The 21,142-nt window shown below is 61.6% G+C and carries 22 protein-coding genes; 10 read left to right on the top strand and 12 right to left on the bottom strand.

The window, feature by feature from the left end; all coding sequences use genetic code 11:
* The first annotated feature begins 15 nt into the window (after positions 1-15).
* Positions 16-1,323 carry a guanine deaminase gene (gene guaD, locus FHT76_RS26675; RefSeq protein WP_259129434.1) on the top strand — a complete coding sequence of 436 codons (1,308 nt, stop codon included), beginning with the start codon at positions 16-18 and terminating at the stop codon, positions 1,321-1,323.
* A 57-nt stretch (positions 1,324-1,380) separates the two neighbouring features.
* On the opposite strand, the gene FHT76_RS26670 is transcribed toward guaD, so the two are convergent.
* On the bottom strand, positions 1,381-2,274 hold the full coding sequence (locus tag FHT76_RS26670; RefSeq protein ID WP_259129433.1) for a LysR family transcriptional regulator: 894 nt from the start codon (positions 2,272-2,274) through the stop codon (positions 1,381-1,383).
* Between the two features lie 123 nt (positions 2,275-2,397).
* Here FHT76_RS26670 and FHT76_RS26665 point away from each other — a divergent pair, with 123 nt between their 5' ends.
* From FHT76_RS26665 to FHT76_RS26655, 3 genes are read left to right on the top strand one after another with little or no spacing between them, the layout of a single operon-like run.
* The gene (locus FHT76_RS26665) at positions 2,398-2,793 is read left to right on the top strand and encodes a cupin domain-containing protein (RefSeq protein WP_259129432.1); all 396 of its coding nucleotides are present in this window, start codon (positions 2,398-2,400) and stop codon (positions 2,791-2,793) included.
* A 14-nt stretch (positions 2,794-2,807) separates the two neighbouring features.
* Complete coding sequence (locus tag FHT76_RS26660) at positions 2,808-3,797, top strand: aldo/keto reductase (protein ID WP_259129431.1); 990 nt, start codon at positions 2,808-2,810, stop codon at positions 3,795-3,797.
* A gap of 31 nt (positions 3,798-3,828) precedes the next feature.
* Positions 3,829-4,566 carry an SDR family oxidoreductase gene (locus FHT76_RS26655; protein WP_259129430.1) on the top strand — a complete coding sequence of 246 codons (738 nt, stop codon included), beginning with the start codon at positions 3,829-3,831 and terminating at the stop codon, positions 4,564-4,566.
* Between the two features lie 69 nt (positions 4,567-4,635).
* Here FHT76_RS26655 and FHT76_RS26650 read toward each other — a convergent pair whose 3' ends face one another.
* A complete protein-coding gene (locus FHT76_RS26650) occupies positions 4,636-5,487 on the bottom strand; it encodes a LysR family transcriptional regulator (RefSeq protein ID WP_183861315.1) in 852 nt (283 codons plus the stop codon).
* A gap of 94 nt (positions 5,488-5,581) precedes the next feature.
* On the opposite strand from FHT76_RS26650, the gene FHT76_RS26645 reads away from it, so the two are divergent.
* Both FHT76_RS26645 and FHT76_RS26640 read left to right on the top strand, forming a co-directional pair.
* Positions 5,582-6,550: a quinone oxidoreductase gene (locus FHT76_RS26645; RefSeq protein WP_183861317.1), complete on the top strand. Its 969-nt coding sequence runs from the start codon at positions 5,582-5,584 to the stop codon at positions 6,548-6,550.
* 76 nt (positions 6,551-6,626) lie between these two features.
* Positions 6,627-7,769: an alpha-hydroxy acid oxidase gene (locus FHT76_RS26640; RefSeq protein WP_183861320.1), complete on the top strand. Its 1,143-nt coding sequence runs from the start codon at positions 6,627-6,629 to the stop codon at positions 7,767-7,769.
* 117 nt (positions 7,770-7,886) lie between these two features.
* Here FHT76_RS26640 and uraH read toward each other — a convergent pair whose 3' ends face one another.
* From uraH to FHT76_RS26600, 8 genes are all read right to left on the bottom strand, one after another.
* Complete coding sequence (uraH, locus tag FHT76_RS26635; protein WP_183754028.1) at positions 7,887-8,243, bottom strand: hydroxyisourate hydrolase; 357 nt, start codon at positions 8,241-8,243, stop codon at positions 7,887-7,889.
* Complete coding sequence (locus FHT76_RS26630; protein WP_183861322.1) at positions 8,240-8,740, bottom strand: ureidoglycolate lyase; 501 nt, start codon at positions 8,738-8,740, stop codon at positions 8,240-8,242. The genes uraH and FHT76_RS26630 overlap by 4 nt, the downstream gene beginning before the upstream one ends.
* A 4-nt stretch (positions 8,741-8,744) precedes the next feature.
* A complete protein-coding gene (locus FHT76_RS26625; protein ID WP_183861324.1) occupies positions 8,745-9,107 on the bottom strand; it encodes a DUF86 domain-containing protein in 363 nt (120 codons plus the stop codon).
* Entirely contained in the window at positions 9,104-9,397 is a 294-nt protein-coding gene (locus FHT76_RS26620; protein WP_183754020.1) for a nucleotidyltransferase family protein, read from the bottom strand. The genes FHT76_RS26625 and FHT76_RS26620 overlap by 4 nt, the downstream gene beginning before the upstream one ends.
* Before the next feature lie 52 nt (positions 9,398-9,449).
* Complete coding sequence (uraD, locus tag FHT76_RS26615; protein WP_183861326.1) at positions 9,450-9,947, bottom strand: 2-oxo-4-hydroxy-4-carboxy-5-ureidoimidazoline decarboxylase; 498 nt, start codon at positions 9,945-9,947, stop codon at positions 9,450-9,452.
* Positions 9,947-10,870 (bottom strand): allantoinase PuuE, encoded by a 924-nt coding sequence (puuE, locus tag FHT76_RS26610; protein WP_183861328.1) that lies wholly within the window; start codon positions 10,868-10,870, stop codon positions 9,947-9,949. The genes uraD and puuE overlap by 1 nt, the downstream gene beginning before the upstream one ends.
* A gap of 99 nt (positions 10,871-10,969) precedes the next feature.
* The gene (locus tag FHT76_RS26605) at positions 10,970-11,692 is read right to left on the bottom strand and encodes a DUF1045 domain-containing protein (protein ID WP_183861330.1); all 723 of its coding nucleotides are present in this window, start codon (positions 11,690-11,692) and stop codon (positions 10,970-10,972) included.
* Positions 11,693-11,781: 89 nt separating this feature from the next.
* Positions 11,782-12,960: an FAD-binding oxidoreductase gene (locus FHT76_RS26600; RefSeq protein WP_183861332.1), complete on the bottom strand. Its 1,179-nt coding sequence runs from the start codon at positions 12,958-12,960 to the stop codon at positions 11,782-11,784.
* On the opposite strand from FHT76_RS26600, the gene mnmD reads away from it, so the two are divergent.
* Positions 12,959-13,675, top strand: a complete 717-nt coding sequence (gene mnmD / locus FHT76_RS26595; protein WP_183861334.1) for a tRNA (5-methylaminomethyl-2-thiouridine)(34)-methyltransferase MnmD — start codon at positions 12,959-12,961, stop codon at positions 13,673-13,675. The two genes, FHT76_RS26600 and mnmD, sit on opposite strands and share 2 nt — an antisense overlap.
* Here mnmD and FHT76_RS26590 read toward each other — a convergent pair.
* The gene (locus FHT76_RS26590) at positions 13,665-16,520 is read right to left on the bottom strand and encodes a response regulator (protein WP_183861336.1); all 2,856 of its coding nucleotides are present in this window, start codon (positions 16,518-16,520) and stop codon (positions 13,665-13,667) included. The two genes, mnmD and FHT76_RS26590, sit on opposite strands and share 11 nt — an antisense overlap.
* 286 nt (positions 16,521-16,806) lie before the next feature.
* Here FHT76_RS26590 and FHT76_RS26585 point away from each other — a divergent pair, with 286 nt between their 5' ends.
* From FHT76_RS26585 to FHT76_RS26575, 3 genes are all read left to right on the top strand, one after another.
* On the top strand, positions 16,807-17,217 hold the full coding sequence (locus tag FHT76_RS26585) for a hypothetical protein (protein ID WP_183861338.1): 411 nt from the start codon (positions 16,807-16,809) through the stop codon (positions 17,215-17,217).
* A gap of 332 nt (positions 17,218-17,549) precedes the next feature.
* Positions 17,550-19,232, top strand: a complete 1,683-nt coding sequence (locus tag FHT76_RS26580) for a DEAD/DEAH box helicase (RefSeq protein ID WP_183861340.1) — start codon at positions 17,550-17,552, stop codon at positions 19,230-19,232.
* A gap of 193 nt (positions 19,233-19,425) precedes the next feature.
* The gene (locus FHT76_RS26575; RefSeq protein ID WP_183861342.1) at positions 19,426-20,067 is read left to right on the top strand and encodes a VOC family protein; all 642 of its coding nucleotides are present in this window, start codon (positions 19,426-19,428) and stop codon (positions 20,065-20,067) included.
* On the opposite strand, the gene FHT76_RS26570 is transcribed toward FHT76_RS26575, so the two are convergent.
* Complete coding sequence (locus FHT76_RS26570; RefSeq protein ID WP_183861344.1) at positions 20,064-20,975, bottom strand: DMT family transporter; 912 nt, start codon at positions 20,973-20,975, stop codon at positions 20,064-20,066. The two genes, FHT76_RS26575 and FHT76_RS26570, sit on opposite strands and share 4 nt — an antisense overlap.
* Positions 20,976-21,142: the final 167 nt, after the last annotated feature.

Here is a 21,142-nt window from a genome sequence, read left to right as displayed (position 1 = left end):
GAGAGGTAGAAAGCCATGACACACACCCTTCTTCGCGGCCGCCTCCTCTCCTTCCTGCGCGCACCTCAAGATCTTGGCGATAGCGGTAGCTATCTCTACGAAAGCGATGGCGCCCTGCTGATCAAGGATGGCCTGATCGTTGCCTGCGGCACCTATGACCAGGTCAGCGCGCAAGCCCCGGCCGACGTGGTGACCATCGATCATCGCCCCCACCTGATCATGCCCGGCTTCATCGACATGCACCTGCATTTCCCGCAGATGCAGGTGATCGCCTCCTACGCCGCGAACCTCTTGGAATGGCTGAACACCTATACCTTTCCCGAGGAGTGCCGCTTCGTCGAAAGCGCCCATGCTCAGCGGATAGCCGGGCATTTCTACGATGAACTCGTGCGCCATGGCACGACGACGGCCGTTGCCTACTGCTCCGTCCACAAGGCCTCCGCCGACGCCTTTTTCGCCGAGGCGCTGAAGCGCAACATGCGCATGATCGGCGGCAAGGTGATGATGGATCGCAATGCCCCGCAGGGTCTGCTCGACACCCCACAGATGGGCTACGACGAGACCCGCCAGATCATTGCCGAATGGCACGGCAAGGGCCGCAACCACGTCGCCATCACCCCGCGCTTCGCCATCACGTCGACGCCGGCGCAGATGGAAGCCACCCAGGCGCTCGCCCGCGAGTTTCCTGACCTGCACATCCAGACGCATCTCTCCGAGAACCACGACGAGATCAAGTTCACCTGCGAGCTCTATCCCGAGGCCATAGACTACACCGATATCTATGCCCGCTACGGCTTGCTCGGCGACAAGACGCTCTTCGGCCACTGCATCCACCTCTCGGATCGCGAGGCCGATGCGATGAGCGAAGCAGGGTCGGTCGCGGTGCATTGCCCCACCTCGAACCTCTTCCTCGGCTCCGGTCTCTTCCCGCTGAAGGCGCTCGCACGCCGCGACAAGCCGGTGCGCATCGGCGTCGCCACCGATATCGGCGGCGGCTCCAGCTATTCGATGCTGCGCACCATGGACGAGGCCTACAAGATCCAGCAGCTGCTCGGCGAACGCCTGAACCCGCTGGAGAGCTACTACCACATGACCCTTGGCAACGCCCGCTCGCTGTCGCTCTCCGACCGGATCGGCACGCTCGACGTCGGCTCCGACGCCGATATCGTCGTCCTCAATGCCGCCGCGACGCCCGCAATGGCGCTGAAGATGGAGGTCGTGAAGGCGCTGCCGGAAGAGCTCTTCCTGCTGCAGACCATGGGCGACGACCGCGCGATCGTGGAGACTTACGTGGCAGGCGTCGCGGCCAAGAGCGCGATCTGAGATCTGCCCGTTGGGGTCGGCATCTGCCCGCAACCAGCGGGCTGGATTTCGTGTGCCTCACTCCCGGTAGCGAAGTGCATTGACCAGCAAGGCGAAGGCCGGCGAGGTTTGCCGACGGCTCGTATAGTAAAGATGATACCCGGGGAAAGGCGCACACCAATCCTCAAGCACGCGAACGAGCCGTCCATTGGACAGAGGCTGCCGCACCAGCGCCTCCGGCACGTACGCCAGACCGAGCCCCGAAAGTGCTGCGTTCAACCGTAGCTGCGCGTTGTTGAACACCAGCTGCCCCTCCACGCGCACCTTCACCTCACGTCCGTCCTTCTCGAACTCCCAGGCATAGACCCCGCCATAGGTCGGCAGGCGCAGATTGATGCAGTTGTGGTCGGTGAGATCAGAAGGCGTCTGCGGCTTCGACCGCCGGTCGAAATATGCAGGCGCTCCGACGACCGCCATCCGCATATCAGGCCCGATACGCACGGCGATCATGTCCTTCGCCACCTGCTCGCCAAGGCGGACGCCGGCGTCGTAACGCTCGGCGACAATGTCGGTCAGCCCATAATCGACGATGATCTCGACATTGATATCGGGATAATCAGGCAGCAGCTTCTCCAGGGCGGGCCAGAGTATGGCGTCGGCGGCATGCTCTCCCGCCGTGATGCGGATCGTACCCGCCGGCTTCTCGCGAAATTCGCTGAGTGCTGCCAGCTCACTCTCGATCTCGTCGAAACGTGGACCGATCGAACCCAGCAGCCGCTCGCCTGCCTCGGTCGGCGACACGCTGCGCGTCGTGCGCGTCAGCAGCCGAAGACCGAGGCGTGTTTCGAGGCCGCGGATCGTATGGCTGAGCGCCGATTGCGACACCCCGAGCTTGGCAGCGGCCTTCGTGAAGCTTCTCTCCCGCGCCACCGCCAGAAAGGCGATAAGATCGTTGATCGATTGCCGCGTCATTCATGAATCCTACTCATAAGATCATGCCGTTTATACCATCTAATCGTAGGAAAGCATCCGCACTAAATCTTCTTCCGAACGTCAGCCGAGCAGCACGCTCCTGAGCTCACGAAAGGACGAAAGATGAAAATCAAGCGAAACGGCTCCGATCCATCCGCCAAGGGACCGGCGGACTATTTCACCGGAACGGTCCGCATCGACGCGCCGTTCAGCGGGGCGCCGCCAGCACGCGTCGGCGGTGCAACGGTGACCTTCGAGCCCGGCGCCCGCACCGCCTGGCACACCCATCCACTCGGTCAGACGCTGATTGTCCTCTCAGGCAACGGTCGCGCGCAGCGTGACGGCGGACCTGTCGAAGACATCCGCGCCGGCGACATCGTCTGGTTCGAACCGGGCGAGAAGCACTGGCACGGTGCATCCGCAACAACAGCCATGACCCACATCGCGATCGCCGAAGCCCTCGACGGCAAGGTGGTCGACTGGATGGAAAAGGTCAGCGACGAACAATATCAGGGCTAGGAAAGGAAAACTCCATGCAAAAGCGCACACTCGGAAAAAGCGGCCTCGAAGTATCCGCCCTCGGCCTCGGATGCATGGGCCTGAGCTACGGCTACGGCCCGGCAACCGACACCGCGGACGCGATCAAATTGATCCGCGCCGCCTTCGAACGCGGCGTCACCTTCTTCGATACCGCGGAAGCCTACGGTCCCTACAAGAACGAAACCCTGCTCGGCGAGGCGCTTGCGCCCTTCCGCGACAAGGTCGTCATCGCCACCAAGTTTGGCTTCAACTTCGGCCCGGATGGCGGCCAGAGCGGTATGAACAGCCGCCCCGCCCATATCAGGGAGGTTGCGGACGCGGCGCTGAAGCGCCTCAACACCGACGTGATCGACCTCTTCTACCAGCACCGCGTCGATCCCGATGTGCCGATCGAGGACGTCGCCGGCACGGTCAAGGACCTCATCAGCGAAGGCAAGGTCAAGCATTTCGGCCTCTCCGAAGCGGGCGCCAGGACGATCCGCCGCGCGCATGCGGTGCAGCCCGTCGCCGCCCTGCAGAGCGAGTATTCGTTGTGGTGGCGCGAGCCGGAACAGGACATCCTGCCGACGCTCGAGGAACTTGGCATCGGCTTCGTTCCCTTCAGCCCGCTCGGCAAGGGCTTCCTGACCGGCGCGATCAACGAAGCGACCACCTTCGACAGCAAGGACTTCCGCAACGTCGTTCCGCGCTTCTCCGCCGAAGCTCGCAAGGCCAATCAAGCGCTCGTCGATCGCCTCGGCGAAATCGCCCGCGACAAGGACGCGACACCGGCACAGATCGCGCTTGCCTGGCTGCTGGCACGCAAGCCCTGGATCGTTCCGATCCCCGGCACGACAAAGATGCACCGTCTGGAAGAGAACATCGGCGCCGCCGCAGTCCAGCTGACGGGTGACGATCTTGCCGCCATCGAAACCGCGCTCGCCGGCTACAAGGTCGAGGGCGACCGTTACCCGGCACATCTCCAGGCAAGGGTCGACCGCTGACCGGCGGCGAAGCGAAGGGAAAGGATCTGTCATGACTGACGGCATCAAGGACAAGGTCGTCGTGATCACCGGCGCAAGCAGCGGCCTTGGCGAAGCTGCGGCCCGGCGCCTGGCAAGGGACGGTGCCAAACTCGTTCTCGGTGCCCGGCGTCTCGACCGGCTGAATGCGATCGCTGATGAACTCGGCCTCGCCTCGGATGCCGTCGTCGAGACCGACGTAACCAAGGTCGATCAGGTCAGACGCCTGGTCGATCACGCTGTTCGGCTGCACGGCCGCATCGACGTCATCATCAACAATGCCGGCCTGATGCCGCACTCTCCGCTGGAGCGCGGCAAGGTCGAGGATTGGGACCGCATGATCGACGTCAACCTCAAGGGCGTGCTCTACGGCATTGCCGCGGCGCTGCCCTATATGAGGGAGCAGAAGAGCGGTCAAATCATCAACGTCTCGTCCGTCGCCGGCCACAAGGTCAATCCGGGTGGGGCCGTCTATGCCGCGACCAAGCATGGCGTTCGCGTGATTTCGGAGGGGCTGCGGCAGGAGGTGAAGCCCTACAACATCCGCACGACGATCATCTCGCCGGGCGCCGTTGCCACCGAACTGCCCGACAGCATCACCGAACCTGACGTCGCCGAGCGCGTCCGCAAGGTCTACGAGATGGCGATCCCGGCCGATTCTTTTGCGAGCATGGTGGCCTTCGCCATGAGCCAACCGGAGGATGTCGACGTCAATGAAATCCTGTTCAGGCCGACCAGGCAGGAATATTGACATTGAAGGCGGCCGCATCTGGCCGCCTCTCACCACCGACCACCTTTACCCGCGACATGCGCGCAGCTGCTAACTTGACCACGCGATCGATTTCAAGGCGTCCATCACAACCCGGATGACCGGCACGTTGCGGATATCCGCGTGCACGACCAGCCACAGCTCCCGCGTCAGAGGCTGCGGCTGCGGGATCGCCTCGATGAGACCATCGACACCAGCGAGCATGAAATTCGGCAGCATGGCGATGCCACCGCCGGCGCGCGCCGCCGCCAGCTGAAATTCCAGCGTCGTGGCCCTTAGCGCCACCTTCCTCCCCTCGGTTGCCTCGGCAAGCCGGATCGACTGCGGTGCGCTCGCCATCGTTTCGTCATAGGCAATGAAGGTTCTCTGCGCCTCCGGCGTGGCGGCCAGATAACCGGCGGTGGCATAGAAGCCGAAGCCGATATCTCCGAGCTTGCTGATGACGAAATTGCCTTGCTCCGGCTTCGTCATGCGAACCGCAATATCCGCCTCCCGCCTGTCCAGCGAGGCGTAGCGCGTCTCTCCGACGATGGTGATGCCGATGTCAGGATGCCGGACCCGCAAGGCGACCAGCCCTGCCGGCAGCATCGCAGCCGCAAGTGTCGGCGGCGCGCTGATCCGGACCTCCCCAGCGAGCGTCGCACCCGCGGCAAGCCCCAGCCGTTCGACGGCCTGCGCCTCCAGCCCCATTCGCTCTGCCATCCCGGCGACCCGCTCGCCCTCCGGTGTCAGCACGATGCGGCGACCGCGCCGGTCAACCAGCTTCACGCCCATCTGCTCTTCAAGCCCGGCAACCCGGCGGGCAACGGTGGCATGTTCCACGCCTAGGGCGCGAGCCGCCCCGAGCAGCGTTCCGGCGCGCGCGAGCGCCGCGAAATAACGGAGGCTTTCCCAATCGATCATTGTTAATTTTTTCCTATTTAATGAGAGGTAATAGGGAATTTTCGATCAGAATGCCATGCGCGATGATGCTTGCAACAGCAATCGGAGAGTACTCATGGACAAGGTCATTACGCTTCTCGCCCCAGGCGGCATCGAACAATTACAGGTTTCGGAACAGGCGTTGCAGTCGCCCGGTGCAGACGAGATCCGCATCCGCCACGACGCGATCGGCATGAACTTCCTCGACATCTATCACCGGCGCGGGCTCTACGCCTTGCCGGCCTATCCCGCCATACTCGGCGTCGAAGGCGCCGGCACTGTCGAAACCGTGGGGAGCGCGGTCACCGACCTGAAGCCCGGCGACCGCGTCGCCTATGCCGGCGCCCCCGTTGGCGCCTATGCCGCAACACGCCTTCTGCCGGCAGTCCGCGCCATTCGCCTGCCCGATAACCTGCCTTCAAAGGTCGCGGCCGCGTCCATGCTGAAGGGGTTGACGGCCTACATGCTGCTGACGAAGACCTATCGCGTCGGGCCGGGAACCACCATCCTCATCCACGCCGCCGCCGGCGGGCTTGGAAGTCTTCTCGTGCGATGGGCAAAGCATCTCGGCGCCACCGTCATCGGAACCGTAAGCTCGGAGGAGAAGGCCGATCTCGCCCGCGACTACGGCACGGACCATCTGATCGTCGGTCGCGATGCCGATCTCGTCGCCGCGGTCGAGGCGCTCACCGACAATGGCGGCGTCGATGTCGCCTATGACGGCATCGGCGCCGGCACGCTTGCAAAATCCATAGCATCCGTCCGTCCGTTCGGCGTCGTGGCGACGATCGGACAGGCGGGCGGGCCGATCCCGCCTGTCGCCGTCGACGCACTTCGCCCCGGAAAATCGCTGACGCATCCAAGTATCATGGCTTACATCACGGACACTTCGGCTTACCTGACGGCGGCCGAGACCGTGGTCAAAATGCTGGCAGCTGGCATCACCGCAACGATCGCCCGCGAATACGCGCTGGAGGAAGCTGCAGAAGCTCAGCAATTCCTCGAAGCGGGACGTGCCGCAGGAAGCCTGATTCTTGTTCCATAGGCGAGGAAAGAGATACACAAAGCCTCGGAAATCATGTTAAGGGCCATGGCGTTATTCAGATGTGAAAGTCTTATCCATGGCCACGCCTCTCACGATCGCCGACCTGAAAACCCTCGCCCAGCGCCGTGTCCCGAAAATGTTTTTCGACTACGCGGATTCCGGCGCCTGGACGGAGTCGACCTACCAGGCGAATGAGAGCGATTTTGCCAAGATCAAGCTGCGCCAGCGCGTGCTCGTCGACATGACGAACCGCACGCTGGAGACGACGATGATCGGCCAGAAGGTGTCGATGCCCGTCGCCCTTGCGCCCACAGGTTTGACGGGCATGCAACATGCTGACGGCGAGATGTTGGCCGCTCGTGCAGCGGAAGACGCGGGCGTTCCGTTCACCCTGTCGACGATGAGCATTTGCTCGATCGAGGATGTCGCGTCTGTCACGACCAGACCCTTCTGGTTCCAGCTCTACGTGATGCGCGACAAGGATTTCGTGCTCAACCTGATCAACCGCGCCAAGGCGGCGAAGTGTTCGGCCCTCGTGCTGACCGCCGACCTGCAGATCCTCGGCCAGCGCCACAAGGACCTGCGAAACGGCCTCTCCGCGCCGCCGAAGTTTACGCCAAAGCATATCTGGCAGATGGCAACACGCCCCTTCTGGTGCCTGGACATGCTGCAGACGAAGCGCCGCACCTTCGGCAACATCGTCGGCCACGCGAAGAACGTCTCCGATCTTTCCTCGCTCGCCTCCTGGACCGCCGAGCAGTTCGATCCGCAGCTCTCCTGGGCCGATGTCGCTTGGATCAAGGAACAATGGGGCGGCCCGCTGATCATCAAAGGGATCTGCGACGTCGAGGACGCCAGGGCGGCAGCCGAGACCGGTGCCGACGCCATCATCGTCTCCAACCATGGTGGTCGCCAGCTCGACGGCGCCCCCTCGTCGATCAGCATGCTGGAACCGATCGTCGATGCCGTCGGCCACAAGATCGAGGTGCATCTGGACGGCGGCATCCGCTCCGGCCAGGACGTGCTGAAGGCAATCGCCCTCGGCGCCAAGGGTACCTATATAGGCCGCCCCTTCCTCTACGGCCTCGGCGCCATGGGCAAGGAAGGCGTGACCCTGGCGCTTGGCATCCTCCGCAAGGAAATGGACATCACCATGGCGCTTTGCGGCAAGCGCGACATCAACGAGGTCAACTCGTCGATCCTGCTCGGTCGCCAGTAAGAACGAGCTACTACGGCAACCAGCCCGTCGCGAGCGCGCCTGCCCAATCCGGGCGGGCGTCCGCCTCCAGAGTGAGGTGGTTGCCGTCCGCGGCCGCGATCGCCGCAAACCGCATGGTCAGCTGCCGCGATAGGTGGAATAGCCGTAGGGCGAGATTAGCAGTGGCACGTGATAATGCGCGCTGAGGTCGGCGATACCGAAGCGGATGGGCACGAGATCCAGAAACGCCGGGTGCGGCAACGCGACGCCCATCCCGCGCAAATAGTCGCCGGCGTGGAAGTGCAATTCGTAGGTTCCGACCTTGAAGCCATCGCCAACTAGGATCGGGCCGCCGTCGACGCGGCCGTCGGAATTGGTCCGCACGGTCTTGATGTGGTGGCGAAAATCGCCATCCATCTGGAAGAGATCGATCCGCAATCCCTCTGCTGGCTTGCCGGACGCAGTATCGAGAACATGGGTCGTCAGTCCGGTCATAGGCTCGGCTCGCTGATGATGTAAGGGGCTTCGAAAGCGTACTCTTCCAGATTATTGCCGGGGCCGTCGCGGTCGACAACGAGGAAATCGCTGGCAGCACCAAGCGACATCAACGGATGGTGCCAGACGTTGCGGCGATAGTTCACGCCCTGATCGCCACGCGCGAGGAATACGCGGGGACGACCGGGCCTTCCGCCCTCGTCCTCAGAGGCGACGACGAGATAGGGCCGACCCGAGATCGGCGAAAAGCTCTGACTGCCGAACGGATGCCGCTCCATCATGCCGATTTCATACGGAAACGCCCGCGGCTGACCACGAAAGAGATTGATGATGACGTGCGCGCCCTCGCCGACTGCTTCGGCGGCCGCGAGCGCATGGAAACGTTCCGTCGTGCCGTTGTTGATATAACGCATCGTCGCCGGATCGGCTTCGATCACATCACCGAACGGCGCAAAGGCGGATTTGGTCAGGGGAAGGATGTCGAGGAATTGAGGCATGTCGTTATTCGCCTTCGGCGCGCCAATTGCGCACGAGGTCAAGCCTATTGAGGAGATCTGGGACGTCGTCTTTCGCCGTAGCCCAAACCTTGTCGAGGTCGATGTCGAAATAGCCGTGTGCAATACGACTGCGCATCCCGCGCATCGCACCCCAAGGAAACTCCGGGTGTTCCAGCGTAAACTCGGGATGGATCTTTATCAGTTGCGAAGCGATCTCCGAAGCCATCAGGAGGCTCATTCCAACTGCCCGCTGAAGGATAACATTCGCTAGGAACTCTTCCTTGTTGACACCATCGATCATGAACTGGGCATCGGTCGCGGCTTGCCGCATGCGCTCCAGCAGATAGGGAATTCGCTCCACGCTCATATCGGCTTCGCTTCAGAAAGGACACGCATCCGCACGGCTTCGGGAAAGTCGCCGGGCGTCAACAGATGGATGGATTTGCCGAGCATCATCTGTTCCAAGGCATCCTGTAAGCCGCCTAACGTTAACAATGTACTGCCGGGTAGCGCGTCCACCAGAATATCCAGATCGCTATCAGCCCGATCTTCGCCGCGCGCAACCGAACCGAAAACACGCGGGTTCGCCGCGTTGAAGCGCTTCGTGGCTTCGCGGATTGCCTGCCTGTTCTTCTCCAGCACTTCCGAAGGTTTCATGACGCGACTATAAGTCACGGATGCAAAAGAGAAAAGCACCAGGAATCGTGCGTCAGCGTCCCGCTAGCATAGTTTCCAGCCGCAGGAACGCGATACGCTCGACTTGAGCGGTGGCCGTTTCAAACTCCTCGTCGCTCGTATTGCCGATGCGCCTTTCGAACGCCGCCAGAATATCGTCCTTGCTCAAGCCCTTCACCGCAATGATAAACGGAAAGCCGAACTTCTCGACATACGCCGTATTGAGCTCGGTGAAACGGTCGTGCTCCTGCGCATTAAGTCGGTCGAGCCCGGCGCCCGCCTGCTCCTTCTTGCTGTCCTCGGTCAATTCACCTGCGATTGCGAGGCGTCCTGCAAGATCGGGATGGGCACGCAGCACTCCCAGCCGCTCCTCTGGGTTGGCCGCCCGGAAGATGGCAACGAGCGCCGTGTGGACACGATCAACCGTCAATTCGTCACCGACGAAGCCATCATCATAGGCACGCTCGGCAATGAATGGCGAATGTTCAAAAACACCGCCGTAACGCGATACGAACTCGTCACGCGAAAGCATCAGATCGTCTCCGGCTTGTGGTGCGTATGCCAATGTTGCGCGATCTCGAGACGCCGGGGGATCCACACCTTATCGTGCTTCAGCACATACTCCATGAAGCGCTTCAGCGCCGCAGCCCGGCCAGGACGACCAACGAGGCGGCAATGCAGGCCGACGGACATCATCTTCGGGCTGCCGGCCTTGCCTTCTTCATAGAGCGTATCGAAGGCATCCTTGAGGTAGGTGAAGAACTGATCGCCCGAGTTGAAGCCCTGGGGCGTGGCGAAACGCATGTCATTGGTCTCGAGCGTATAGGGGATGATCAGGAACGGCTTGTCATCGACACCCTTCACCCAGAACGGCAGGTCGTCGGCATAAGAGTCCGAGGAATAAAGGAAACCACCCTCCTCCATGACGAGGCGCAGCGTGTTGTCGGAGGGCTTGCCTTGATACATGCCGTAGGGCCGCTCGCCGGTCAGCTCGGTGTGCAGGCGCACGGCTTCCTGGATATGCTTGCGCTCGACGTCCTCCTGGAAATCCTTGTATTCCAGCCAGCGGTACCCGTGGCTGGCGATCTCCCAGCCAGCCTCCTTCATGGCCGCGACCGCCTCCGGGTTGCGGGCCATGGCAAGTGTTACGCCATAGACGGTTGCCTGAATCTTGAGTTCCGTGAACGTCCGCCACAGGCGCCAAAAACCGGCGCGCGAGCCATACTCATAGATCGATTCCATGTTCAAGTTGCGCTGGCTCGGCCAAGCGGCGGCGCCGACGATTTCCGACAACAAATTTTCAGAGGCCGGATCGCCATCGAGAATGCAGCTTTCGCCGCCCTCCTCGTAGTTGATGACAAACTGGACTGCCACACGCGCATCGCCCGGCCACTTCGGATCGGGCGTATTGCGTCCATAGCCGACGAGATTGCGCGGATAAGTCTCGGATACCATGAAATCACCTTCCTGAACGTCGGCGAAACGGTAGCATCCGGAGACGGAATGTCGAGACGGAAAGTACGCAACAGAGTTTTGCCTTTGCGGCACAAAGCCTTAGGCAAGCGCCAGAACACGATCCCTCCGGGCGCTGACTTTGCCCATCGGGTGCAACGAATGCACCCGAAACGGTCCGCCATTCCCCTCTTCGATCATCAAGGCAACGTTGGCGACCTTGACGGGATCGACAAGCACTGGCTCGAAAACGTTGCGAAGCGCGTGCTCGACCCGTGGGATATCGCAATGACTGACAGGGCCGGTCAGCGGCATGTGAAACCGAAATTCGTCCATCACATAGGGGCTTCCCCAGCGGTGCAGATTGGTGAACTGCGCCGCCGACAGACCGCCTGGATCCGTCCGCTCGATCTCGGCTTCACTCAGCGGCGCGCGGAAGCGGTCAAACTGCTGAACGACCGAAGAGGCAAGGTAGTGGACGTGCTCGCAGGGCAGCGAGGGAGCGAGACTGTAGAATGAACCGAGCCGCGCCACCTCCAGCCGATTGATCTGAAATGGTGTCAACGTGCCGCAGAAGCGCATAAGATCACGCAGAAGTTGCGCCTCCGTCAAATCGGCGGCCAGGCGGAAGGGGGCCTTCAGGACGCCCTGAAAGCCGTAGCGGCGAGGCATCGCCGTGTGGAAGGCGATTTCGTGAATACTCAGGCCGCGAATCGCGGTTGGCTCAACCATCTCGCCGGAAAACACGTTCCGACCCAACCAATTTGCGGCCACATGTGAGAGCGGATCGCTCGCAGCGGGCGTAAAGCAAATGGCGTAGCGCATAAAATCTCCTCCGTCGGCGCCGCGATTGCGCTAGCTGATAGGTGATTTGCGTGACAGATTAACGAAAGGCAGGAAATGCTAATTCACGTCTAGCGTGAAGCCACATGAATGTGATGGGCAAGCAGGAAGCTTTCAGGCAGCGCAAAGGGCGGCTGCATGCCGGCCGCGAAATGGACGGCAGCCGCCGCAAGACGGTGCGCCAGGCCGAAGCTGACCTTGAAGCCGCCAGTCAGTGCGATCAGACTACCGTGGTCGGGGTGTACGCCGATCATCGGATCGCGATCGATCGCCTTCGGCCGCAAGCCGGCCCACCGTTCAAGCACAGGCGCTCCTTGCAATGCCGGCACCAGTTGTCCAGCTGCTTCAAGCAACCCATCAAGCTGTCCATCGGTCGAGAACGGCTCGTCGAAGCGATTCTCACTCGTGCTGCCGACCGCGACGCGACCGCCCTCGTGCGCAACGACATACAATCCATCGCGAAAAATCGTCGGCTTGGACGGATCAACATCGACTTTGAGCAACGCCGCCTGCCCTTTGACTGGCTGGCCAAGTGGCTTCGTAAGACCGTGGGAATGGCGCTCCAGCACCGGAAAGGAGTGATGGCCGGCTGCGACAATGCAATGGCCGAAAGCAATCTCACCTCTGGTAGTCATCGCAACGTTGCGGTCAAGATCGAGATCATCAAGCGCAAGCTGTTCGACGATCCGCACATGCCGTGCGTCGCGTAGCGCGGCGGTGAGTACCGCGATGAATGAGCGCGGCGCAACTCTGGCGGCCAGCGTGTCATAGACAAAGCCGCTTTCCCCAGCCGCTGCATCGACCCAGGACTCCTGGGGAGGCCTGTCGAGCACATGCCAGTGGAAATGCCGCTCCCCCGCTATCCAGCGCGCTTCCGCGTCCCGGGAATGGCCAAGCGCGATTTCGCGCAGATGCGGCTTCGGCAGCGGAATGAGGCGCCCCGAGCGCCTGTAGCCGGCGGAAAGGCCGGTCTGCAGCTCCAGCGCCGCGATCTCTGCTTCCAATGAAACCAGGGAATCGAACTGAAACTGCTTCTTGGCATTCCATTTGTCCGGCATATGCGGCATCAGCGCCCCGAGCAGGCCGCCACTGGCGCCTTGGCCAAGCCGACCAGCTTCGACGAGCATGGCATCAATGCCCAAGCGTTCCGCATGAATCGCAGCCCATAGCCCCATAATCCCGCCGCCGACGATCAGCAGCGCAGTCGATGATTGACCGGAAGACGACGCCGGACTATCGGCTTGTGGCATGACAGATACGGATCCCGAACTAAGTGCTGGCGCCCATCAACCGCTTGAGTGGCGCGACGGCGATATGCCCTATTCACCGGCCTTTGGCGACCACTTTTATTGCCAGACAGACGGCCGGCTGGAGTGTGGACACGTCTTCCTCGCCGGGAACGGCCTGCCGCAACGTTGGCAGGACCAAAGCCATTTCCTGATCGGCGAACTCGGTTTTGGCACGGGTCTGAACTTTGCCGAGACATGGCGGCAATGGAAACTCCACCGGCTCGCTGGGCAGCAGCTCCACTTCATGTCGTTCGAGCTCTATCCCATGCAGCGAGCAGAAATCGACCGAGCGCTTTCGCATTGGGCCGAAATCGATGCCGAACGGCTGGCCTTGGCCGCGGCTTGGCCGGAAACACCAAAGGCAACGGTCTCCTTGCGGCTGGATGACCAGACATCACTCAGCGTCGTCTGCGGCAACGCCCTCGAAGGAGTCGGAGCTGCCCAGGCAGGCTTCGATGCCTGGTATCTTGACGGCTTCGCCCCGTCGCGCAATGCCGACATGTGGTCTGCGGAATTGATGCGCCTCGTCTGTGAAAAGACAAAGACCAACGGAACCTTTGCGACCTATGCCGCCGCCGGCTTTGTCCGGCGCAACCTGATCGCGGCGGGCTTCACGGTGGAACGCCGCAGCGGCTTCGCCGGAAAGCGCGAGATGCTCTGCGGCGTCAAATCCTAGAGTAGCCCGCCGAGCCTACCTCTTGCTCGTTCCTGCCCAGCCACATTTCCAACTTCTCCTGGAGCAACTCAGGGCTGATCGGCTTCGACATGTAGTCATCCATGCCTGCCTCGATACAACGCTCGCGGTCGGCGTCCAGCGCATGCGCCGTGACCCCGATAATCGGCACGCGATGGCCATTTCCGCGCTCTCTTTCGCGTATCGCGCGCGTCGCATCATGGCCGTTCATCACGGGCATCGAAACGTCCATCATGATGATTCGCGGCGAAAGGCGGCCCCAGACCTCCACGGCCTCCTGGCCGTTATTGACGACGAGAAAGCTGAGGCCGGTTTCCTGCAATATCTGCGTGAAGACAATCTGGTTCACTTCATTGTCTTCCGCGACCAGCACGTCGATAAACTCCGCCGGCGTTCTCTCTTCCGCCACAGGGCGCATCGTCGTAGCGATCTCCTGACCGTCAGCCAAAATAGCCGCCGCCGGGATCTTCTTCGTCCGGCTCGCACGCACGACGTCGACGAGCGTGTTCCGCATCACATTGGCCCGCGCTGGCTTCATCAGATAAGCTTGGCCGTTAAGGGCCGCGAACTCTTTCTCGGTACCGGAAATGTCCATCGAGGTCAGAAAGATGATCGGCAGACGTTCGAAGCGGCTGTCGGCACGTAGCTTTCGTGCGATCTCAGCGCCGTTCATACCGGGGATCTGGTAATCGAGCACGACCGCATCGATCTCGATGCCAAGCTCATCCGCCATATCGAGAACGGCAAATGCTCCTGGACCATCTTCGGCAGCGGCGCCATCGAAACCCCAGAGAGCCAATTGCTCGGTCAATATCTGGCGATTGACAGTGTTGTCGTCGACGAGGAGGACTCGCGCGCCCCTGACATTCACAGGCAGGGGTTTGGGAGCCAGTTGCGCCGCAGCCACGACGAAAGGCAGGTTCACGGTAAAGACAGACCCCTCCCCTGGCTGACTGTCCACCTCGAGATAGCCGCCGAACAGGTCCACCAGCCCCGCGGTGATCGCAAGTCCGAGTCCGGTTCCTTCGTGGCGTCGTGTCGAGGATGAATCGATCTGCGAGAACTTGTCGAAAATGGACTCCAGCTTATCGCGCGGAATACCGATGCCGGTATCCTCGATCCGAACACACGCCATGATTTCGTCTTCAGCGCCCGGTGTGAAGCCTACGTCCACCAGAACGTGGCCGCGCTCGGTGAATTTCACTGCGTTGCCGACGAGATTGGTGATGATCTGGCGGAACCGGCCCGCATCGCCAATCACTGCGGAAGGCAAGTCGGGGGCCGCGCGAACCAACAGCTCGATGCTTTTTTCCGCGGCCGGCGACGACAGGAGGGTCGCGACGTCCTCGATCGCCTCGACCAAATCGAACGTCGTGCGCCGGAGGGTCATCTGCCCCGCATCGATCTTCGAGAAGTCGAGAATATCATTGATGATCGTCACCAGCGCATTGCCCGATTTGACGATGATGTCGACAAAGGTTTTCTGACGGGTATCGAGATCGGTCTTCGCCAGCAATTCAGCCATGCCGAGAACGCCGTTCATCGGCGTGCGGATTTCATGGCTCATGTTGGCGAGGAACTCCGACTTGACGCGATCGGCGGCTTCAGCACGCGACAGCAGACGCTCGAGTTCGGCCTCGCGCTGCTTCGCTTCGGTGACGTCGGTGAACAGTGCGATCCAATGCTGCCGCTCGCTGATGGTAGCGTCCAGGTTGACCCACCGCTCTCCGGCGATATGGAACGGTGTTGAGATCGGCTTCTTGGCGGCGATGTTGTCGCGCCAACCGGTCAGGATCTCGTCCTCCTGACCGTGGAAATCTCCTCGTTTGGCGCAGAACTGGAAGAGATCGATCCATCCCCGGCCAACGGCAAGGTATTCCGACGGAATGGCAAGGATGTCGCTGAGCGGGTTGCTGGCAAGCAGGATATTGCCGTCCTGAACAATCAACAACCCCTGCGACATCGCCCTCGTCGCATCATCCATCAAGTCCCCGAGACGCGCGAGAGCCGCCCGCGTCTCATGGATTTCCTTCTCGTGCTGACGGACAGCAGTGACATCGGCATAGGACAGCAGCACGCGGCCGTTGGAAAGTCGGCGCCCCTCGAAGAGAACCCGCTTGCCATTGACCCAGCCGAGCTCCACCGGCTGCTCTTGTTCCGCAGCGACAAAATGTGCCTCGCGTCGGGCAAAAATCTGCTCCGGCGTCAGCCTGTCACCGTACCGTCCGAGCTGGTGGTTGCGACGGATGACGTCGATGAAGGCCCAGCCGTCGAATCGGTCGTCGCGCGGCAGATCCCAGACCTCGTAGAACTCGTCGTTGGCGTAGAGAACGTCGCGCGAGTCGTCGAGGATCATGACGCCGACAGGAAGAGCGCGGAGAATGCTTTGCAGGTCCTCGGTCAGAGCCTGGCTGCGTGCTACCTCGGATGCCAATGGTGTCGGAATGGCGATCGACGGGTCGCCATTGTTGCGTGGAACCTTCCTTTCGAAGATGCCTAGGACATAAACGCGGCCTTCAGACGGCGAGAAGCTCTCGATCCGCGCACGCCGGTGCTCGACGCCGCCAGCGTCGAAACAAACAGCGCTTTCCTCGCTTGCGAAGACTAGAGCTCGCCTCTCCTTGTCCTCGCGAGCCTCCTCTTCCGGTATATCGATAAGTTCGCGGCTGCGGCGACCGATGAAATCGGAGATCGCCTTTCCGAAGAAGGACGCATAAGCCTCGTTGACTGCCACATAGCGCAGCTCGCTGTTCTTGACGTAGGCCGGGCAATCCAGATCCGCGATCCGGCGGCAGGCCAGTTCGAGAAGGTCCCCGTCCGCCGTCAACACTGTTCCCCGGTCAAGAGTGGCTTGTTCATCGAACGACAATAGACGCACCCTCTTTAACAACGCATTAACCATGATTCCCCGGCGGCGGAGAATAGGTCGCAAGTTTTCCAAACCCGGTCATCGATCGCCATCGTCCGCCGATGCGGACGGGGCAAGCAAACATCTCGGAACTGTGGTATAGTTTCACTCGTTTCTACGAGGAACTCGTTCAGTTGGCCCGTATACCCGAACGGTTTCGCCTGACGGCTTCGAGAATAGGCTTCGTCTACGAAAGGAGACGATCATGTCCGTACTTCATAAAAGCATGGCGGCGGGCTTCATGGCATTGACCCTGGCGAGTGCGCCCGTCATCCCGGCAGCGCCTGCAAACGCCAACAGCGACTTCTGGGGCGGCGTCGCCGCTGGAGCCGTCGGCGGCATCCTGTTGTCGCAGGTCGCCAGGCCCTATCCGTATTACGGCTACGGCCACCCCGGCCCCTACTATGGCGGCGGCTACTACAGACCCTACTATCGGCCTAACTACGCGTACGGGGCATACTATGGATACAGGCCTTACTATCGCCCGTACTATAGGCCTTACTACAGAAGCTATTACCGGCCCTACTACTCGAACTCCTACTACGCGCCGCGCTGCCATATAGAATGGCGTCGCAGCGGCTGGGGCGAAGCCTACAGGACAAGGGTCTGCTACTGACATCCGCACTGGGCTGGGGGCGTCACCGCCCCCTTTTGCCGATGATCCATCAGTAGGTCCCCTTGACTTTTCCCCTGAACTAGACCAAATGCAGGCCAGCTTTCACCTTCCGGCCGCCGCGTGAGCGTGCCCCTGCCAGTAAATAGGATGCAGGAAGAAGGGCAAAAGCGCATTTCGAATAGACCGCACCCCAAGACGCGGCAGAAGCGCTGGAAAGCTTTTTCCAACAAGACAAGTTCCCACTTCACGCGGGGTTCTTGACGCCAGAATGACACCGGGCCGCATTTTGCGACCCGGCCGATTTTTTTGGCGCGCCCTAAAAAGGTTATGACTTGACCAATTTTGAATCGCTTGGCATCTCCAAGCCGATCGTCGCCACACTTTTCCAGCTCGGCATCGAAACGCCGACCCCCATTCAGGAAAAGGCGATCCCGCTTCTACTCGAAGGCCGCGACCTTATCGGCCTTGCCCAGACCGGCACCGGCAAGACGGCCGCCTTCGGTCTGCCGATTATCGAAAAGATCATCCCTGAAGAGCGGCGTCCGGACAACCGGACAACCCGTACGCTGATCCTCGCCCCGACCCGCGAACTGGTGAACCAGATCGCCCAGAACCTGAAGAACTTCCTGCGCAAATCGCACCTGCGCATCAACGTCGTTGTCGGCGGCGTATCGATCAACAAGCAGCAGCTGCAGCTTGAAAAGGGCACCGACATCCTCGTTGCCACGCCCGGCCGCCTGCTTGACCTCGTCGCCCGCCGCGCCATCGGCCTCACCGCCGTACGCTACCTCGTTCTCGACGAGGCCGACCAGATGCTCGACCTCGGCTTCGTGCACGACCTGCGCAAGATCGCCAAGATGGTGCCGAAGAAGCGCCAGACGATGCTGTTTTCGGCAACCATGCCGAAGTCGATCGCCGACCTCGCCGGCGAATACCTGACGGACCCGGTCACCGTCGAAGTGACGCCTCCGGGCAAGGCGGCCGACAAGGTCGAGCAGTATGTTCACTTCGTCAACGGCAAGAACGACAAGACGGACCTCCTGAAGAAGTCGCTCACCGAGAACCCTGACGGACGCGCCATCGTCTTCCTGCGCACCAAGCATGGCGCCGAGAAGCTGATGAAGCATCTCGACCACGTCGGCTATTCCGTGACGTCTATCCATGGCAACAAGAGCCAGGGCCAGCGCGAGCGCGCCCTCAAGGCCTTCCGCGACGGCGACGTCAAGACGCTGATCGCGACCGACGTCGCGGCCCGCGGCATCGACATCCCGGCCGTCAGCCACGTCTACAACTACGACCTGCCTGAGGTTCCGGACGCCTATGTCCACCGCATCGGCCGTACCGCCCGCGCCGGCCGCGACGGTATCGCGATCGCCTTCTGCGCACCGGATGAAACCCGCCTCCTGCGGGATATCGAACGCCTGATGAACATCAACATCGCGGTCGCAAGCGGTGACGCGCCTGCCAACATGAACGCGGCTCCCCGCCGCGGCAACGGCAACGGTGGCAACCGCGGCCAGGGTCGTGGTGGTGAAAACCGTGGCGGTGAGCGTCGTGGCGGCGAAGGCCGTGGCGAAGGCCATCGTGCAGGTGGCCGCCCGGAGCGTCGTCCGCGCCCTGAAGCTGGCGACGAAGTCCGCGCCAACAATGAGGAGCGCCGCGAGCGTCGTCCCCGTCCCGAGCGCCAGACCCAGCGCAACGAAGACTTCCGCGGCCAGCGCCGTGGCGAGGCTACGCCGATGACGTCCGGCCCCGACAACGATCTGGCGGCAACGTCGGACTTCCGTCCGGCCCGCAAGCCGCAGCGCCCGCAGCATGGCAACCATGCCAACGGCGAGAACCGTCATCACCCCGGCGGTGGCGCCCGCAATGCGCACGGTCGCCCGGCCCGCAAGCACGGCGAAGATCGTGGTGCGCAGGCTCACGGTGGCGGCGAGCGTCGCGAAGGCAATGGCGGCAACCGTCGCGGCGGTCCGTCGCGCGGTGGCAACGGCCAGCGTCGCGAACGCGCCTAATTCTAAAGAAAGGGCGGGAGAAATCCCGCCCTTTGCAATACGCGTCTCACGGCGCCAAAGCGATCTCACAATCCTGCCTTGTGGCAATCGGCCCGCTGCATTAGCATGTTGGTGCTGCTGTAGGGCGCGTCGGCTTCGGGCCGGAGGGGCATTGCCCGCCTACGTACGACAAAGTCAAACGTAGGCCGCGCCCATGCCAAATATCGAAAACCTCAGAAAACAAGCCAAGTCGTACCTGCGATGGCATCGCGAACGCTACTATCCCGTTGCGGCCCAGATCAGGTGGATCCTGCCGAGATATCGGGATCAAAGCGATCGAGAGATATTGGACGCCGACTTCAAGCTCAGCGACGCACAGGAGCTTGTTGCCCGAAAGCATGGCTTTGCGGATTGGCCCGCACTGATCAAAGGGATCGAAACCGTGACGAAATCGACAGCATCGGACAACAGACGTCCGTTCGTCCTCTCCGCGGAGCCGCAACTCTTCGTCTCTGATATCAACGTTTCATGCCAGTTCTATGTTCGGAAACTGGGTTTTGAAGTGGCGTTCCAATACGGAGAGCCGCCATTTTATGCCCAGGTGTTTCGCGACGGCGCACGCCTGAACCTGCGAAAGGTCGGCGCGCCTGTCTTCGACACCGGCTTCAGAGCGCGAGAAGTCGACGCCCTCTCTGCAACGTTGACCGTCGATGATCCGAAGCAGTTGTTCTTGGAATATCAGGCTGCCGGCGCCCCATTCCATCAGCCTCTGCGGGCCGAGCCATGGGGCGCCCGCACCTTCATCGTGCAGGACCCCGATGGAAACCTTATCGCCTTTTCAGGCGAGGCTACCTAGGCCCGCTGCAGCTCGGTCGTATCTTGTGGAGCGACCTTCGCTGGTCGGTTAGTCAAATAGACGCCCGTCACGACGACGATGGTGCCGAGGATCAGCGGAAGCGTCAGCGGCTCACCGAAGGCAATGAAGGCCTCGAGCGCCACCGTCGGCGGCATCAGATAGATGAGCGATGCCGCCCGCGACACCTGACCGCGGCGGATGAGATAGAGTAGCAGCCCAACGCCGCCCATCGACAGCCCGAAGACCGACCAGGTGAGCGCCGCGATGGCCTGTGCCGATCCGTCGAAATGCATGCGCTCGAATGTAAGCATCAGCGGCAACGTGACGATCAGCGCACCGACATATTGCAGCGTGGCGATCGGCAGGAGGTTGCCGGTCTGCAAATGCTTCTTCTGATAAAGCGTCCCGTAGGTGACGGAGCCCATGGCCATAAGGTTGATTGCCAACGGCACGGCGGCATGCGCCAGATCGGCCGTCGCCGGATCGAGGAGCTTCGGCGATATCGCAATCGCGATGCCGAGGAAACCAAGCACTAGCCCTGCCTTCTGGATTCCCTGCAACCGCTCGCCGACGAGCAGCGGTGCAGCCATCGCCGTCAACAGCGGCTGCAGCGCCGCGATAATGCCCGATATGCCGGCCGGCACGCCGTTGGCAATCGCCCACCAGAGGCCAGCCAGATAGAAGCCGTGCAGGAAAAGGCCCGAGTAGACCGCCCTAAAGGCGACCGCCCTGCCCGGCCATGCAGCACGCATGACAAGGCAAAGCCCCAGGAATGCCAGCCCCGACAGCGCATAGCGTACGGCAAGAAAGGTGAAGGGCTCCGAATGGATAGCAGCATATTTCGCCACGACCCAGCCGGTCGACCAGAGCAGGACAAAGATGGCGGGAGCGAAGCGATCGAGCGACATGACGTGACCCTGGGGCAATGGATTGCGACGCTGATAGCCGGCCGATGGCCCTTCGTCAAAAGCGAAGCGTTGATGCTTACCTGAAGTTTCGTTGATCGTCGGGCAGTCAGCCGCTGAGCGGGCGCGGGCCGAAAATGAATCGAACGCCGATCTGAAAATAGCCAGAT

It is taken from the genome of Rhizobium sp. BK176 (genome assembly GCF_024808055.1).
Note: the sequence above shows the minus strand (reverse complement) of the source record. Positions and strands in the feature narration are given on the sequence as shown.